Raw genomic sequence first — 16,457 nt, 5'->3', positions numbered from 1 at the left:
CCGGTTCAATAGGCTTAAATTTATTGAGGGATTCTTTAGGAAGTTAGGAGTAGTCCTATGGATTCCCTGACCATCTTTCCGTAAGAATGCCTCCTTTGGGCTATTCATGACGGCATCCGGCGGCGCTCAGGCGCGCGCGGAAGCTCTCAGCTCCCGGGCGCGCACTGCTGGCGCTCCGGCAATGAATCCGCCGCTTTCAACCTACACACCTATTTATGATTGTTGCAATTTTAGAAGACTGTCCGCTCCAATCCGCACGCGTGGTCAAACTGCTGGAGCAGCACGGCCATCAGCCTGTCGCCTGCGTCGATGGCGATCAGTTCGTCGCTCAGTTCCGGCAGCAACGCTGCGACGCGATGCTGCTGGATTGGGAGGTGCCGGGTCGAGACGGCGTGGAAGTGCTCAAGTGGGCGCGCGCCAAACTGCCGCCGGCCTTGCCCATCCTGATGGTGACTCAGCGCGACGACGAAGAAGACATCGTGCTGGCCTTGGAGCACGGCGCAGACGATTACCTGCAAAAGCCGATCCGCGAACGCGAGCTGCTGGCGCGGCTGAACGCCCAGTTCCGCAAGCAGCAGCGCCTGGGCGATCCGGAAGCCTCGTTCGAGGCGGGCGGCTATACCTTCAATCCGGAAGCGCGCAGCGTCAGCTTTCCCGGCGGCAAGGCCACGTTGCCGGCGCGCGAATTCGCGCTGGCCACGCTGCTGTTCCGCAACCTGGGCCGCATCCTGACCAAGGATTTTCTCAGCCAGCGCATCTGGGGCCAGGCGGACCGCAAATACGACGCCAGCCTGGCCACCTATGTCAGCAATCTGCGCTCGGCATTGGGTCTGCGGCCGCGCAAGGGCATGGTGATTTCCACCGTGTACAACTACGGCTACCGGCTGGAGCGGGTCTGAGAACCTGTTCAAAGTCTGCTGCGCTTCGTGAGGCGTTGCTCAGTGAGTACAAGCTCAAAATGCTCATGTATCCCTTGTACATTCCGCTTTTTCGCTCGTTTTCGCCTTGTCTCGCCTTGCCCGCGGGCTTTTGAACAGGCTCCGAGGCCGATGCCGCCGTTCAGGCCCGCCGCGCTCTCATGCCGCGTTTTGGATGTCTTATGAAATGGTTTTGCCAAGCGCTCCGGCGCGGGCGTCGCTACGACGCGCGCTTCCTGATCGCTTTCGTCCTGCTGGCGGCGGTGTTCGCCATTCCCACCCAGGACGCGCTGTTCCACTCACTGGACCGCTTGTATTTTGAGCTGCTCTCCGAGCTGCAAACCGATGAAGACGAACACGACGTCGTGCTCGTCAATGTCGATCAAGCCACGGTGCGGGCGCTGGGCCACGAGGAAGTCAACGGCAATGTGCTCTACGCCGCGCTGCTGGAGCGGCTGAACCAGGCCGACAGCGTGGCGTTGAACATGAACCTGATGTCGCGCCGGGACGAAGGCATGTTGGCGGAAGCCATCCGGCGGCATGGCCGGGTGGTGCTGGCCTTGCCGCCCGACGCCGAAGCCGAGTCGGGGCGCGACGGCCCCGAGCCCTCGGCCATTTACGCCGCCGCGGCCGGGATGGGGCACCGCGACTTGTTGATCGGCGACCGCAGCGTGGTTACCGGCCTGGTGCCTTACAAGCTGCATGGCCGCAAGCTGGCGCCGCACATGGTGATGGAGGCGATCCGCGTCGCCGGCTACGAACTGCCGCCGCGGGAAAACACCTGGTGTCTGGCCGCGTTCTGGCGGCGCTGCGCGCCGCAGAGCGACGGTTGGCTGCTGGTGTTGCCGGCTCAGCACCATATTCAGCAGTACTCGATGCTGGACGTGTTGACCGGCGTGGTGCCGCGGCAGGCGTTTCACAATAAGATCGTCTTTGTCGGCCACCTGGCCTTGGATCCGTTCAAGGGTCTGCGCGCCAACCGCTATCCGCTGGACCGCGAGGGCCATACCCGCAGTCAGATCCTGGCGCTGCAAACCCAGACCTTGATGAACCACGGGCCGGTCGCCATGCTGGCCGCTCCGTACAAGCTGCTGATCAATCTCGGCATCATGCTCGGCCTGTTGCTGATCTGCCTGCTGGCGCCGCCGGCGCGCATGCATCGCCGCGCCTGGCTGTGGCTGGGCGGCTGCTGGCTGGCGTCCACCCTGTTGTTGCTGCAAACCCAGATCTGGATTCCGGTCAGCTCGCCCTTGATCGGCGGCTTGCTGATCTACGCCGGCTGCGCCTGGCGCTGGCAAACCAAGACCCATTTGCTGCTGCGGGAGGAAATGGAGGCGATGCGGCGGAACCTGCGCGAGGCCGGCATGGAGCTGCCGCTGCGCGGCCAGGACGCCGAATCCGACACTGATGAAATCGAACGGCTGATGCAGCAGATGCGCGCCTGGCAAAACGCCTATGCCAGCGTGCTCAATATGCTGCCCTATCCTATCTTCTTCGAGCAGGGCGGCAAGATCGTCCTCAGCAATCAGGCGGCGCGCAATCTGCTGTGCGAGCAAGGCACCCCGGACGAAGCCGAAGCCTGGGTGTTGGAACTGGCCGCGCAAGCGCGCGCGAAGGCGCTGCGCAGCGGCGGCATCAGCGTGGAAGAAGTGCGCAGCGGCCAGGGCGAGCATATGTTGCTGGTCACGCCCTGTCAGGAACTGTGCGACGGCTTGTCCAGCAGCCTGATCAGCCTGGTCGACCTGCAAAACGTCAAGGCCAGCGTGTCCGGCGACCGGCGCGTGCTGCGTCAGATGGCGCACGATCTGCGCAACCCGCTGACCACGATGCTGGCGATGATAGAGCAGCGCGGCGGCGAGACCGGGCCGCGGCAGGACCAATTCTTCAACGATCTGCGCCGGCAAGTGCATTACAGCCTGCGCGTGGCGCAGGACTTCATGCAGCTGTCCCGCGCCGAACAGTTGGACCCGGCCAGCTTCCTGCCGGTGGCGCTGTCCGACCTGGCCGAAGACGCGATGGACCAGATCGAGGCCAGCGCCCGTCAAAAGCGCATCGCGCTGCATGGCCCGGAAGCGTTGGAAGCGTTGTGGGTGCGCGGCCATTACGACATGCTGTTGCGCGCTGTGGTCAATGTGCTGGACAACGCCGTCAAATACTCGCCGCCCAACAGCCACATCGTGGTGCGGCTGGCGCGCTGGGGCGAGATGGCCGGCATCAGCGTGGTGGATCAGGGAATAGGCATTCCCGAACACGCGCTGCCCAGGCTGTTCGAGCTGTTCTACCAGGTGGACGAAGGCCGCCGCGACGGCGCCGGCCTGGGCCTGCCCTTCGTCAAGGCGGTGATGCAGGCCCACGGTGGGCGCGTCGAAGTCAAATCCAGAAGCCGGCTGGGCAGCGAATTCCAGCTGCTGGCGCCGTGCGTGGCGTGCGAGGAGGAAGAGGGTCAGACGGGCGGCTTGAGCATCTCTTGAGATTGATTGGGGCTGCGGAAGGGGTTTGGAACAATGCGGACAGGCTGGCGGCGCTTGACGCCGTCTCGGCCTGATGTACTCCACCCACCTTCAATCAAGGAACACCATGTCCCTATCCCGCAAGGCCGGCAGCTTCGCTCTGCCCGCGCTGGCGCTGAGCCAGATCGCCGCCTCCCTGTTGCTGCTGGCCCCGACCGCCGCCTCCGCCCATGGCTCAATGGAAGAGCCGATCAGCCGCATCAAATACTGCCACAGCTCTGACAACCCGGAGAATCCCAAAACGCCGGGATGTCAGGCGGTCAAAAAAATTGGCGGCTCGCAAGCCATCTATGACTGGAATGGCGTGCGCCAGGGCAACGCCAACGGTAATCACCAGCAAGTGGTGCCCAATGGTAAATTGTGCGCTGGCGGCGACGCCAGAACCTTCGGCGGCCTGGATGCTACGGTCGATTGGCCGGCCACCACCATCCAGCCGGGGCCGGACGGCAAATACACGATGACCTATCATCAGACCGCCCAGCACCAGACCGCTTATTTCAAATCCTATATCAGCAAGGACTCCTATGATTTCAAGCGTCCGCTGCAGTGGGACGATCTGCAACTGATCGGCAACTCCGGCGCGATAGCGCCCAGCGCCAAGACTAAGTTGGATGTGCAGATTCCGGCCGGCATGCAGGGCAAGCGCGTGATCTACAACGTATGGCAGCGTAGCGACAGCGGAGAAGCCTTCTACAGCTGCTCCGACGTCAATATCGTGGCCAACAACGTGGACTTCAAACCGCTGGGCCCGCTGACGGCAAGCCCCTTCGAGGCCAAGCCCGACACCACCATCACCTTGCGGGTGTTCGACAAGTTGCGCGGTACGGACCTTGAACGGCATCCAATCACCATCGCAGCCGGCCAAACCGCGGCCAATGAATGGACCTATGCGCTGGCCACCATCGTCAACGCCAAATCCAGCGTGGTCAATGTTGGTCAACTGCAAAACGGCAAAGTGGTGCCGGTCAAGAACGCCACCGCCAACACCGTGTTCGGCCTGGGCAAGGAATACAGCTTCGTGCTGGAGCAATCGGACGAGGGTGGCAAGCCGCCGGTGGACGAGATCGCGCCGGGCAAGGTCTCCGTTAGCGGCCCGGCCAGCGTCAACGGCGGCGCCAACGTCAGCCTGACAGCCAAGCCGGCCGCCGGCACCAATCTGAAATACCAGTGGACCGTGTCGCCCAGCATCGCCGGGCTGCCGCTGAACGCCGCCACCCTCAATTTCAAGGCGCCGACGCCGAAGCAGGACACCCGCTATACCTTCCAGGTCAAGGTCAGCAATGCCTTGGGCAGCCAGAGCGCCAGTCACGCGCTACTGGTCAAGACCAAGGACGATGGCGGCAAGCCGCCGGTAGAGGGCAACTGGAACGCGGCCACGGTCTACAAGACGCCTTGCACCAAAGTCACCTACCAGGGCAAGGAATGGCTGAATGGCTGGGAGATCAGAGGCATCGCTCCGGGTTCGGATGGGCAGTGGGGAGCGTGGCGCGAGGTCGGTGTTTCCAATATGCACGCGATGTGCAAGGGGCAGTAGGCCGTGACGGCTAGTTTGAACGCGACCAGCTTCGGTTTGGCGCGCGTTTAAGACCCGGTTGCGGGTTTTGCCCGGCAGGCGTGAGTCTGCCGGGTTTTTTCCGTTGAGGATGGATATCGCCTGGGAATCACCAAAATTTAGCTTTTATTGAGAATGATTGGGTACCGTGGTGGGGTTTGGAACAATACGGGCAAGCCCTTTCCCGGCCGCGGATGGCCGGAGAGAGCGAAAACCCAACCCTTGGACTTAAGGTTTTAGAACATGACCGCACCTCGCACCGCCGGCAAGCTCGTCCTGCCAGTGTTGGCCCTGAGCCAGATCGCCGCCTCCCTGATGGCCATTGCCCCGTCCACCGCCTCCGCCCATGGCTCCATGTCTTTCCCGGTAAGCCGTGAAGTGGCGTGCAAATTGGAGGGTGGGCATTGGAGCGGCTCCAGCAAGTTTTCCGGCTGCAAGGCCGCGGCGACCGCTGTCGACGACTGGACTGCGAATGTCCAGGCCAAGTCGGACGGCAACCATCAGCAGCTGGTGCCCAACGGCAAGTTGTGCGGCGGCGGCAAAGCGGGAAGCTGGGCTGAGTTGGACAACCCCAAACACAGCTGGCCGACGGCCACGGTGCTGACGCCCGGCGCGGATGGGAAAATGACCTTCCGCTACGCTCAGAGCGCCCCGCACTACTCCAAGTACTTCGAGGTGTTCATCAGCAAGGACAGCTACGACCCTGCCAGGCCGCTGACCTGGAACGATCTGGTGTCCATCGGCAAGGACCAACGCCGCGACAAGCCGGAACTGAGCGGGGAACTGGCCAGCCGTAAAGTCGGCTACACCGACATCGCGGTGACGCTGCCGGCCTGGGCTACCGGCAAGCGCGTGGTCTACACCGTATGGCAGCGCGCTCCGGACGACAACGACGAAGCCTTCTACTCCTGCTCCGATGTGGATGTGGCTTCGGCCAATGTCCAGTGGAAGCACAGCGGCGAGATCAACAAGCGTGACGTTGTGCTGAATCAGGGCATGAAAGTGACCCTGCGCGTGTTCGACCGCGCGCGCGGCAGCGATGTCGAGCGCCATGAAATCGTGGTCGCCGCCGGCCAGCAGCAGCCGGAAAAATGGGTGTACGCGCTGGCCCAGCAAGTGAACCAGAAGTCCCGCATCGTCAAGCTGGGCAAGCTGGTGAACAACGAGGTCAAACCGCTGGAGAGCGCCACCGACAACGCGGTGTACGGCCTCAACAAGGCTTACAACTTCGAAATCGAAACCTCCATGGGTGAGATCAAGCCGCCGCCGGTGGATGAAATCGCGCCGGGCAAGGTCACGGTTAGCGGCAAGACCGAAGCCAAGGCGGGCGAAGCCGTCAGCTTGAATGCTCAGGCCGCCTCCGGCAGCAACTTGAAATACTTGTGGACCGTGTCGCCCAATATTGCTGGTCTGCCGCTGAACACCGCCACCCTCAACTTCAAGGCGCCGACGCTGAAGCAGGACACCGCCTACAACTTCCAGGTCAAGGTCAGCAACAGCAAAGGCGAGCAAACCGCCGCGCATGCGCTGACGGTCAAGGCCGACGACAGCGGCACCACGCCGCCGGTAGAGGGCGAAGCCTGGAAAGAGGGCGCAAGCTATAAGGCCGGCCAGGTCGTCGTATTCGAAGGCAAGCAATATCGCTGCTTGCAGCCGCATACCGCTTGGGCGGGTTCCGGTTGGACGCCGGCTAGCCAGCCAGCCCTGTGGGCGCTGATTTAAGTCCGCGTTTGACCCGAGCGGCGGCTGAACAGGCCTACGTGTGGTACGAGCCCCTTGTCCTTGGCTGGACAAGGGGCTGTTTTTTATTTGCCGGCGCTTGGCGGTGCCTTCCCCATCAGAATGATGACCTGGCTGTTTTTAGCGCTTGGAAGGATAGGGCTGGCGAATGAGGTGGACAGCAGCACGGCATAACACTGGTGGTCGCAATCACGTCCGTCTAAATGGAGGCTAGGTTGATGGCAAGGGGGGGCTGGCGCAATTTCGGTGAAGCAAAGCGGGTGAGTCTTGTTGTTGATGGGCAAGGATAGATCAGTAAGCGTGGAGAGTCGGACAGCCCCATTCAATTGCATGTCGGTATGATTTAGAAAGGCATTGCTGATTTATGGTTACTTATGCATAAAAACATCTGTGCAATGCTAGTTGATAACCATCTTTTTGTGAATGCATTAAATAAATGTCTTGCCATATGTCTTTTAAAAGTGAATGTATTTGCATCTTAATTGCGTTCTCTGGTTTTTTTAGGAGAAATCCTATTTTTCCGTTTGGACGAGATAAGTACTATCGGCCTGTCTTTTTAAAGGCTTTCAAGCATTTCAAGAGCCTGCTTAAAGATAAATTCAATATCTAATGGAGAGTGGTTTCATGAAGAAAATCGTCGTTTTGGCCAGTTTATGCCTGCCGGCTTTAGCTTTGGCGGATAACACCATTAATTTCCAGGGCGAAGTGACTTCGCAAACCTGCACGGTGGATATCAATGGCAACGCCACCAGCCCGCTGGTGCTGTTGCCGACGGTGCCGACGACCAGTCTCGCCAAGACCGGTGACGTGGCCGGGGAAACCGACTTCACCATCCGCCTGACCGGCTGCGAAGCGGCGCCCGCTGGCGGCACCAAGATCAATACCGTGTTCGTCGCCAACAGCCTGACCACGGGCGGCAATATCGGCAACGTCGGCTCCGCCGGCAAGGTGGCGCTGCAGTTGCTGGACCCGGCCGCGCCGGCTACCCCGTTCAACCTGACCGGCGGTTACAAGGCGCCGGGCCTGGAGTTGAAGGCAGGCGAGACCACTGCCGAGCATAAGTTCGCCGTCCGCTACTATGCCGAAGACACCGTTACCGCCGGTTCGGTGTTGGGCAGCGTGCAGTATGCGGTTTCCTACTTGTAAACGCAGCAGCCTGCCGGAGCGCGGCGCGTCTAACGCCGCCGCGCTCCGGCGCGCGCTGCTGCCGGCGCTGATCCTGCTGGCCGCGTGGCCGGCGGCCTGGGCCAGCGTGGTGCTGAACAATACCCGCATCGTCTACCCAGGGCAGGCCCGCGAGAGCAGCATCCAGCTGCGCAACGAGGACGAGATACCCAATGTGGTGCAAGTGTGGCTGGACGCCGGCGACGTGGATTCCACGCCGGAACGCGCCACGGCGCCGTTCGCGGCGATGCCGTCGGTGTTCCGCATGGAGCCCAAGGCCGGCCAGACCGTGAGGCTGGTGTTCGACGGCAGCGAGCTGCCGCAGGACCGGGAGTCGGTCTACTACTTCAATATGCTGCAAATTCCATCGGTCAACCGCGAGTTCTCCGAGCAAAACCAGATGCTGGTGATGCTGCGCAGCCGTCTCAAGCTGTTTTACCGTCCGGCGGGCATCCAGGGCCGAGTTGAGCAGGCGTCCAGCCAGTTGAGCTTCTCCTTGCAACGCCAGGGGCGCGGGTGGCAACTGCATGCCGACAACCTCAGCGGCTATTACCTGTCGCTGATAGGCGGCGAGGTAATGAGCGGCGGCAAGGCACATGCCTTCAGAGCCGACATGCTGGCGCCGTTTGCTCGCGCCAGCTGGCCGGTGCCGGGGCTGACGCAGGCCGGCGCACGGCTCTCCGTGCGTTTCAAGCATGTCAATGATTACGGTGGCGTGAACGAGGTCGAGTCCGCCGCCGTGGCAGTGGAATGATTTCCCGGATATGACTCCAAATAGCTATCGCAGTCAGTGGTTTCCTGGCCTTCCCCCGGTGTTGGCCGCCAGCGTGGCCTGCTTGACGCCTGGCCTGGCCTGGGCCGAGCCGGGCAGTGCCGCCGAGAAGACCGCGCCGGCGCTGCTGGCGTATCGCTTCGACAGCCGTTTGTTGCTGGGCTCCTCGCTGGCGAACGGTCTTGAGCGTTTCAACACGCCCAATCAAATGGACCCCGGCGACTATCTGGTGGACGTCTTCGTCAACGGCGCTTTTCTTTCCCGCCAGACGGTGAGCTTCCGCCGTGAAGGTGAACACCCCACTTCCGCCTGCTTGGACCAGGCCTTCCTGCTCAAGGCCGGAGTGCTGGCGGAAAGCCTGCCGCCGGACGAGGACGCGGCGGCGGCATGCTGGCCGCTGGCCTTGCGCATTCCCGGCGCCGGCAGCGTGTTCGACCTGCCGCGCTTGCGTTTGGAGCTGTCTGTGCCGCAGGCGGCGATGAAACGGCGGCCGCGCGGTTATGTGGCGGAAGAGGATTTGGACGCCGGTGCGGCCATCGGCTTCGTCAATTACGACGCCAGCAGCTATCGCTCCAGCAGCGGCGATGTCAGCAACACCTATCATTACGTCTCCGCCGACGCCGGGGTGAACCTGGGACTGTGGCGTTTGCGCCAGCAATCCAACTACAGCGGCGGCATGGCCGGCGGCGGGGGCTGGAATCATATCCGCAGCTATGTGCAGCGCGCCTTGCCCGCCTGGCAGAGCGAGTTGACGCTGGGGGAAAGCTCCACCGGCGGCAGTCTGCTGAGCGGGCTCAGTTTCCGCGGTGTGCAACTGAGTAGCGACGACCGGATGCTGCCGGAGTCCTTGCGCGGCTACGCGCCAGTGGTGCGCGGTGTGGCGGACAGCAATGCCCGGGTGGTGGTGCGCCAGGGCAAGCAGGAGATTTATCAGACCGTGGTGGCGCCGGGCCCCTTTGTGATTGACGACCTGTTCCCCACCAGCTACCAGGGCGACCTGGACGTGGAGATCACCGAGGCGGACGGGCAGGTGAAGCGCTTTACCGTGCCCTTCGCCGCGGTGCCGGGATCGATGCGGCCGGGCCAGACCCGCTACAGCCTGACGCTGGGCCAACTGCGCAACGCCTTGGACGACAAGCCAGTGTTCGCCGATTTCACCTATCAGCGCGGCGTCAACAATGCGTTGACCGCCAATATGGGCGCGCGGGCGGCTTCTCATTACACCGCCTTGCTGGGCGGCATGGTGTGGGGGTCCAGCTATGGCGCACTGGGCGCGGACGCCACTTATTCACGTTCCCGCGATGGCGACGGCAGCCTGAACCATGGCTGGCGCGCGGCCCTGTCGTATAGCCACACCATCCAGCCCACCGCCACCTCCATCACCTTGGCCGGCTATCGCTACTCCACTCGCGGCTACCGCGATCTGGTCGACGCCCTGGGCGCGCGGCAGGCTTTTCAACGCGGCGAGACCTGGAATTCCAGCACCTTCCAGCAGCGCAACCAGTTCACCGTCAGCGTCAACCAGCGGCTGGGCGGTTACGGCAGCCTGGGGCTGTCCGCCGCGATCAGCGATTACTACAACGGCAAGGAGCGGGATACCCAGTTGCAGCTCAGCTACCAGAACCAGTTCCGTTCCATCAGCTACGGGGTGTCGGTATCGCGTCAGCGCATGGGGCAGTGGCAAACCGGCGGTTCGGCGTTTCAGCCGCTGGACAGCGGGCGAGTTCGCAATACGGTGATGTTCAATCTGTCGATGCCGCTAGGCAAGGTCCGGCGCGCGCCGATGCTGGCGGCGTCAATGAGCCGCAGCGAGGGCGAGCGCAATCTGCAATTGTCGCTCAGCGGCACCGCGGACGAGGCGCAGACGGTCAGCTACGGCGTCAACGCTTCGCACAACTCGCAGAGCAGTTCAGGCGCGTTCGGCGCCAATGTGCAAAAGCGTTTCCCGCTGGCCACGGTGGGCGGCAGCTATTCGCGCGGCCGCAATTTCACCCAAACCGGCGCCAGCGCGCGTGGCGCGCTGGCGGTGCACCGCGGCGGCGTGACTTTCGGTCCTTATCTGAGCGAAACCTTCGGCCTGGTGGAAGCGCCCGGCGCCAGCGGCGCGGCGGTGCGCAACGGCATGGGCGCCACCGTGGACCGCGCTGGCTACGCGCTGATCCCGTCGCTGACGCCGTATCGCTACAACGACGTGGCGCTGGACAGCAAGGGCCTGGCCGATGGCGTGGAACTGCAGGGCGACCAGTTGCGCACCGCGCCGTACGCCGGTGCGGCGGTCAGGCTGAAGTTCGCCACCCGCCGCGGCCAGGCGCTGCTGATCAAGGGCCGGCTGGCCGACGGCTCGGTCTTGCCGATGGGCGCGATGGTGTACGCGGAAGACGGCGCCAATATCGGCATGGTGGGCCAGGGCGGGCAGGCCTATGCGCGGGTGGCCGCGCGCAAGGCCATGTTGCGAGTGAAATGGGGCGAAACGGCGGACAGCCAATGCGCGTTGCCGTACGCCTTGCAAGACGACACCGCCAGCCGGCCCATCATCCGTCTGGAGGCGGAGTGCGCGCCGCTGGCCAAACCATGAGAGTGAATATGGCCTTTAAACTATGTGTACCGGCGCGACGGAGCGGAGCCGCCGCAATGTTGGCCGTACTGAGCGGGTTGCTGAGTCTGCAAGCTGAAGCCGGATGTTATCGCGTATCGCGCTCTACGCCGACGACCGATACCGGTGCTGTCGACTATGTCGAACCCGGCAAGGGTTTGGTGCGGGTTTGGGACGGCGCGCACGATACCTCGGGAAAGGGGGCGATGGCGATGACCCTCAATATCAATAACGAGGTGTTCCAGCCCGACGGCACCTTGCTGGCCAGTAAGGTGCTGAGTTTTTTCGATCTGGGGTCCGGCCATGTCGGCGGCTATGCGCCGGAGCAAGTGCTGTTTCGCTGCCAGCCGACAGAAAATCCGAGTACTTTTTACGAATATTACTCGACCAATGGCGACAACAGTTGGGCCGGCAAGGACGAGGAGGGCAGCGCCATCGGCTTGCCGGAGTCCTATCGCACCGTGCAGCGTGGGCTGATGGCGCGGGTCACCAATCTGAACACCGGCGAGTACGCGTCGCGTTATTGGAAACGGCGGCCGCTGGAGCTCGATATGGCGCGGGATCGGGATTCGCGTGGCTGGTATCTGATCAAGGCCAGGCACTTCAGCAATTACAAGGTGGAGTTCTTCAAATACAGCAAGTCCAAGGGCTCGGGAGACAGCGGCTGGCAAGATGGTCAGGATGGTCAGAATTGGAATTATTCGCAGCCCATCGCCTATAGCGCGTTTCAAGGTGGCGGCCGGTCGCCGGATTTGAGGCCGGGGGCGGATCACAATTCGCAGTACTCCGGCTTCTACGATGCTTGGCCTGGGGCCATCAATCCGTACCAAACCGTCAAGGTGCGCCGCAGCGCCAGCTGCCGGGTGGAAACGGTGACGCCGGTGGTGGCTTTCATGCCGATCAGCGCGGCGGAACTGGAGAAGGGAGGGCAGCGCATGCTGCCTATCGACATCCGTCTGCAATGCCAGACTGGCGCGCCGGCAAATACCGGCCTGACTGGTTTCCAAAGCGGCACCGGAGCTAAACAGACGGCGATGGGGTTGCTGGTACAGTCGGCCAATTACCTGGCGGCGCAGAGAGAGGGCCTGGGCGTTCCCGGCGGCAGCGGGGTCACCCACCTGCTATCCGATGGCTATGGCGACAATCCGGCGGTGGCCACCGGCGTGGGCGTGGCGTTGAGTCGGCCGAGCGGTCAAAAACTGAACTGGCTGAGCAGCGAGTGGATTACCGGCGGCGGTGGCGCTGCCGGCTGGTATCCGGTATTGCAGGATGCCGACGCATCGGGTAGCCAGGATGGACTGACCCGCTATCACGCGCGGATGCACGCGACGCTGATCCGTTTGCCGGGCAAGAAGGTCAAGGCCGGCTCCTTGAACGCGACCGCGCAGGTGGTGATCCGTGTCCAGTAAGGCGTGGCCGCGCTGGAAAGTGGGCGGTCTGCTATGTCTATTGTGCGGCAGCAGCTGGGCCGGCCTGATGGCGGAGTCCACGCGGGTGGTGTTTGCCGCAGGCAGTGCCGAGCAATCGTTACAACTGGTCAATACCAACCCTTATCCGGTGGTGGTGCAGGCCTGGGTGGACGACGGCGGGCTGGAGTCCGGCCCGGACACGGCCAGCGCGGCGGACGCGGCGGTGATGCCGATTCCGCCCATCTTCCGTCTGAACCCGCAGGCGCAGATCAGCCTGCGCCTGATCGCCACCGGCGCGCCGCTGCCCACGGACCGAGAGTCCTTGTTCTGGCTGAACCTGTATGAGATTCCGCCGAGGCCCGGCGATCTACCGGCAGATGCGCAAACCCTGACCGTCGCCTTGCGTACCCAGATGAAGCTGTTCATGCGGCCGGCCAAGCTGCCGTCCTCGGCGGAGCAGTTGCCGGAGCAGCTGCGCTTCGCTCTGGAGCAGAATGCCGACGGGCCGCGATTGCGCATAGCCAACCCCAGTCCCTATTACGCCACTTTCCGCTCCTTGGAGGTGGCTTGTGCCGGCGGGGCGGCGCAGCCGCTGACAGTGGACATGTTGGCGCCCCTGGCGCGGGAAACGTTGGCCATGGCCTCGCCCTTGCCTTGCGCCGCCGAAGCAGCCGAGGCCCGCTTTCTTCTGGTGGACGACGATGGCAATCCGGTGGCGGGGAGGGTGGCACTGGGAGCCGATGCCAAATGATGTGGGTGGGGCTGGTAGTGCCGCTTGAGCATTAACAGGCGCGGCCGGCAGACGAGCGCCTGGCGGCTCGAGTTCGAACAGGCCGTCTCCTCGTGCTGCCTCACGCCCATACAATATCCGGCGTATCCGTTTGCCTCGCTCTGTCGTTCAAAACCTTGGTGAACCCGTTTAAAAAAGAGACGCAGGAGGCCCGCGTCTCTTGGCGTTGCTTAGGACTGCATCGCGCTGCCGGGCTTATTTTTCAAGCCAGGCATCCTTCCATGCCAGCCCCGTGCCGGGTGCGTAGTGCTGCGGCGATTGGCTGCACCAGCCGCTGAAAGGCGGCAGCTTGCATTCAAAGGTGCGGCCGACATTCGTCACTTTATCGCCGGCCCGATAGCTGCCGCCCGGAACATAGGTGGGAATGCCGCCGTTTCCTTTCTTGACCTGGAGGCTGTGAGCGACGCTGGCGGTTTGGCCGGCTTTATCCTTCACCGTCAGCAGCACCTGATGCAAGCCCTCCTTGACTCGGTCGGACGCGGAAACCTCAAGCTGATCGCCATTGGGCTGCAGCGTGAGTTGTGTGCTATTCGTCCATTGATATGTCAAGCGTTCCCCGCTGGAGCTTTTAGCGCTCAGGGTGATGCCTGTCTGGTTTTGCGTGAGGGCATTCGGGCCGCTGATCTGGGCTTTGGGCGGCGGTGGTAGAGGATCCGGTTTCGCAGTGACCGTGACCGTGATCGAGTGCGAGGTTGTGTCGGTTTTGCCGAAGCGATCCTTCACGGCCAAGTCGATCTGGTACTTTCCAGGCAGAACGCCCGGCACCATATTGACGATGGCCTTGTCGCGATTGGGCAGCAAGAGCAGCTTGCTCTGCGTCGACCAAGTGTATTCCAGCGCATCGCCGGCGGATTGCTTGGCTGACAGGATGATGCCTGTGAGGTGGTCTACCGGAAGCTCGCTGGGTCCGCTGATATGGGCCTTGGGTGGCGGGCCGCCAGCATCGTCGCCGCGTTTGACCTGCAACTCATGCACGGCGCTATCGGTGCGGCCTTTGCCATCGGAGACTTCTAGCGTTACCTTGTGTTTCCCCTCGGCCACCGTGACGGGCGCGAGTATATGGGCATAGCCCTGATTGGGGCTCACTTTGAGCCCGCTATTATTGTGCCATTTGTAGCTGAGCCGGCTGCCGGTGGAGGAGCTGCCGTCCAATACCACGCCATCCGCGGCGCCGATCACCAAGTCGGATGCCCCCTTGATCTGAGCGACGGGCGGCAGGTCGCCATCCGGCTTGCCCAGCAACAGCTTGCCGCCAAAAGACATGCTGCCTTGCTGGTCGCGCGCTGTGACCGTCAGCGGCGCATAGGTATTGGCTGCGATATTGGCTGGCGCGCGCAAGGTGATTTCCGGACTGTCCTTGCCGGACACCACGCTAAAGCCAGGCGGCAGTTGCCATTGGAACTTGAGCTTGGACGCATCGCGGTTTTTCAGCGCCAGCTTAGCGGTAAAGATTTGATTGGCATCCACGCTTTGCGGCGCCAACATCTGGCCGGCAATGGCTTGCTGCGCCAAGGGATAGCTGTAGCGCTTGTCTTTATCCGTATTTTCCCAGATGGGCTTGTCCAGTGTTTTGAGAGACAGTTTATCCAGGGTTTTCTTGGTTTCAGCCGTGGGCGGCAATCCCCATTTGATGAAATACGGGCTGAGATCGTAGCCCGTCACCCGGCTGCCTTCCACAATAAAGGCCTGTTGTTGATCCGCGGTGGTCTTGGGCAGTTCCGCGCTGGGCATGCTGCGGTAGCGCTGATTCAGGCGCGCGTAAAAATCCTTGCCAAAGGCCAAATCCAGTTGCCAGTAAAGGGCCACCCGGACAAACGGATCTCCCTCATCGTGATAAGCCTTGCCGGAAGCCAGATGCCTTGCAATTTTGTTCGCGAATGCATCCAGGCGAGAAGGCTGGCCCAGCTCGCGCTGCACATAAAGCGAGGTCAGGTTGACGCTGACTTCACCCTGGCCATTCCAGGTCAGCGGCTCCAACTGATAATGATGTCCCAGTTCATGCCAAGGGCCCCAGCTTGTTCCCAGCTTCTTGCTGTTGGCGACATCCGCGGCGCCGGAAACATTGGTTCCCAGCCAGAAATCGCTGGCCGACATATAGCCTCCAGTTGAGTCCGCCTTGGTGACAAACTGGTACTGGAGCGGCGTGGCGATATGCGGAGCCGGCTGGCCGCCTCCCAGACCATGCTGCTCTTCCGCCCAAGTGACGATCTGGTCCCAGCGCGTCAGCATGGCCGTTGGGCTGTCCACATGGCTTTTCAACACCGCCAGCGGCATGGTGATGATCATGCGCTTGCCCACCAAGTCGGCAAAGGGGGCGTCGGGGTAACGCGCCAGCATTTTTTGCCAGTCCGCGTCTTGGTGCTGGCCCAGCATGAAGCGCGGGACCACGTGTCCGCCGTCCTGCAACTTGATGGTGATCGGCCCGGTCTTGATTTGATTTCGCGCTGTGAAATAAATCATGCCGTCATAGGTGGCGGTGATCTTGTTGACGCCGGGCTTGAGGCTGACCACTTGCCGAGAGGCGTGATTCAAGTGGCTGTCCGCTTTGTTGGCGATGGGAACCACCCATAATTCGGGTGCTTTGTCAGGCGCGTCTTGCGTATATTGGTAATCGATAGTCAGTACTTCACCTTTTTTGACGCTATAGCCGGTCGATTGAATCGGCGAGGTTCTTCTTTTACGAAGCTGAAGCTGACGGATTTCTGCCGGTTCCCCTCGTTGCTCCAGAATCAGTGTCCGGGACGGGATCAACTGGTCCGCGGCGGGCTGGGCGAACGGTGGCGGCGAGGCCAGTGAAGCGGCATGGCTGCTTGCGATGCCGCTGTTTATCGCGCCGTCGGAGGCCATCGAGAATAAGGCGCTGGCAATATGCGACAGCACGAAAACGGAAGCCGCTGATGCGTATAACTTCATGTGTTCATTAACTCCAAGCTTAAGTTTGGAAAACAAGGCGCTCGATTGAGCACGCGCATTGTTCCAAGCCCGGAGTCTGTTGCTAAGAATTATGAAC

At 62.2% G+C, this 16,457-nt stretch carries 10 protein-coding genes; 9 read left to right on the top strand and 1 reads right to left on the bottom strand.

All coding sequences use genetic code 11. From position 1 onward, the window contains the following. Positions 1-215: 215 nt before the first annotated feature. The 9 genes from VK98_RS16440 (at position 216) to VK98_RS16400 (ending at position 13,408) form a co-directional block, all read left to right on the top strand. Entirely contained in the window at positions 216-899 is a 684-nt protein-coding gene (locus VK98_RS16440) for a response regulator transcription factor (RefSeq protein WP_048415052.1), read from the top strand. A 200-nt stretch (positions 900-1,099) separates the two neighbouring features. Then, positions 1,100-3,388 (top strand): ATP-binding protein, encoded by a 2,289-nt coding sequence (locus VK98_RS16435; RefSeq protein ID WP_048415051.1) that lies wholly within the window; start codon positions 1,100-1,102, stop codon positions 3,386-3,388. 106 nt (positions 3,389-3,494) lie between these two features. Beyond that, positions 3,495-4,961, top strand: a complete 1,467-nt coding sequence (locus VK98_RS22910) for a lytic polysaccharide monooxygenase (protein ID WP_053077435.1) — start codon at positions 3,495-3,497, stop codon at positions 4,959-4,961. 261 nt (positions 4,962-5,222) lie between these two features. Beyond that, a complete protein-coding gene (locus tag VK98_RS16425) occupies positions 5,223-6,701 on the top strand; it encodes a lytic polysaccharide monooxygenase (protein WP_082159078.1) in 1,479 nt (492 codons plus the stop codon). Between the two features lie 642 nt (positions 6,702-7,343). Next, entirely contained in the window at positions 7,344-7,865 is a 522-nt protein-coding gene (locus VK98_RS16420; RefSeq protein ID WP_048415049.1) for a fimbrial protein, read from the top strand. Continuing rightward, complete coding sequence (locus VK98_RS16415) at positions 7,846-8,637, top strand: molecular chaperone (RefSeq protein WP_053077434.1); 792 nt, start codon at positions 7,846-7,848, stop codon at positions 8,635-8,637. Before VK98_RS16420 ends, VK98_RS16415 begins: the two co-directional genes overlap by 20 nt. Before the next feature lie 10 nt (positions 8,638-8,647). Continuing rightward, on the top strand, positions 8,648-11,230 hold the full coding sequence (locus VK98_RS16410; RefSeq protein WP_082159076.1) for a fimbria/pilus outer membrane usher protein: 2,583 nt from the start codon (positions 8,648-8,650) through the stop codon (positions 11,228-11,230). Positions 11,231-11,286: 56 nt separating this feature from the next. Continuing rightward, positions 11,287-12,657 (top strand): fimbrial protein, encoded by a 1,371-nt coding sequence (locus VK98_RS16405; protein WP_156187908.1) that lies wholly within the window; start codon positions 11,287-11,289, stop codon positions 12,655-12,657. Beyond that, positions 12,647-13,408, top strand: coding sequence for a molecular chaperone (locus VK98_RS16400; protein ID WP_048415047.1), 762 nt, complete (start codon positions 12,647-12,649; stop codon positions 13,406-13,408). The genes VK98_RS16405 and VK98_RS16400 overlap by 11 nt, the downstream gene beginning before the upstream one ends. Positions 13,409-13,642: 234 nt before the next feature. On the opposite strand, the gene VK98_RS22905 is transcribed toward VK98_RS16400, so the two are convergent. After that, entirely contained in the window at positions 13,643-16,360 is a 2,718-nt protein-coding gene (locus VK98_RS22905) for a M60 family metallopeptidase (protein ID WP_082159075.1), read from the bottom strand. Between the last annotated feature and the right edge of the window lie 97 nt (positions 16,361-16,457).

It is taken from the genome of Chromobacterium sp. LK11, assembly GCF_001043705.1.
GTDB lineage: Bacteria > Pseudomonadota > Gammaproteobacteria > Burkholderiales > Chromobacteriaceae > Chromobacterium > Chromobacterium alkanivorans.
Note: the sequence above shows the minus strand (reverse complement) of the source record. Positions and strands in the feature narration are given on the sequence as shown.

Excerpts from the sequence above, each read along its gene's own strand:
- VK98_RS16440 (WP_048415052.1), top strand. The coding sequence starts at position 216 with ATGATTGTTGCAATTTTAGAAGACTGTCCGCTCCAATCCGCACGCGTG.
- VK98_RS22905 (WP_082159075.1), bottom strand. The coding sequence starts at position 16,360 with ATGAAGTTATACGCATCAGCGGCTTCCGTTTTCGTGCTGTCGCATATT.
- VK98_RS16405 (WP_156187908.1), top strand. The coding sequence starts at position 11,287 with ATGTTGGCCGTACTGAGCGGGTTGCTGAGTCTGCAAGCTGAAGCCGGA.
- VK98_RS16410 (WP_082159076.1), top strand. The coding sequence starts at position 8,648 with ATGACTCCAAATAGCTATCGCAGTCAGTGGTTTCCTGGCCTTCCCCCG.
- VK98_RS22910 (WP_053077435.1), top strand. The coding sequence starts at position 3,495 with ATGTCCCTATCCCGCAAGGCCGGCAGCTTCGCTCTGCCCGCGCTGGCG.
- VK98_RS16420 (WP_048415049.1), top strand. The coding sequence starts at position 7,344 with ATGAAGAAAATCGTCGTTTTGGCCAGTTTATGCCTGCCGGCTTTAGCT.
- VK98_RS16425 (WP_082159078.1), top strand. The coding sequence starts at position 5,223 with ATGACCGCACCTCGCACCGCCGGCAAGCTCGTCCTGCCAGTGTTGGCC.
- VK98_RS16435 (WP_048415051.1), top strand. The coding sequence starts at position 1,100 with ATGAAATGGTTTTGCCAAGCGCTCCGGCGCGGGCGTCGCTACGACGCG.
- VK98_RS16415 (WP_053077434.1), top strand. The coding sequence starts at position 7,846 with ATGCGGTTTCCTACTTGTAAACGCAGCAGCCTGCCGGAGCGCGGCGCG.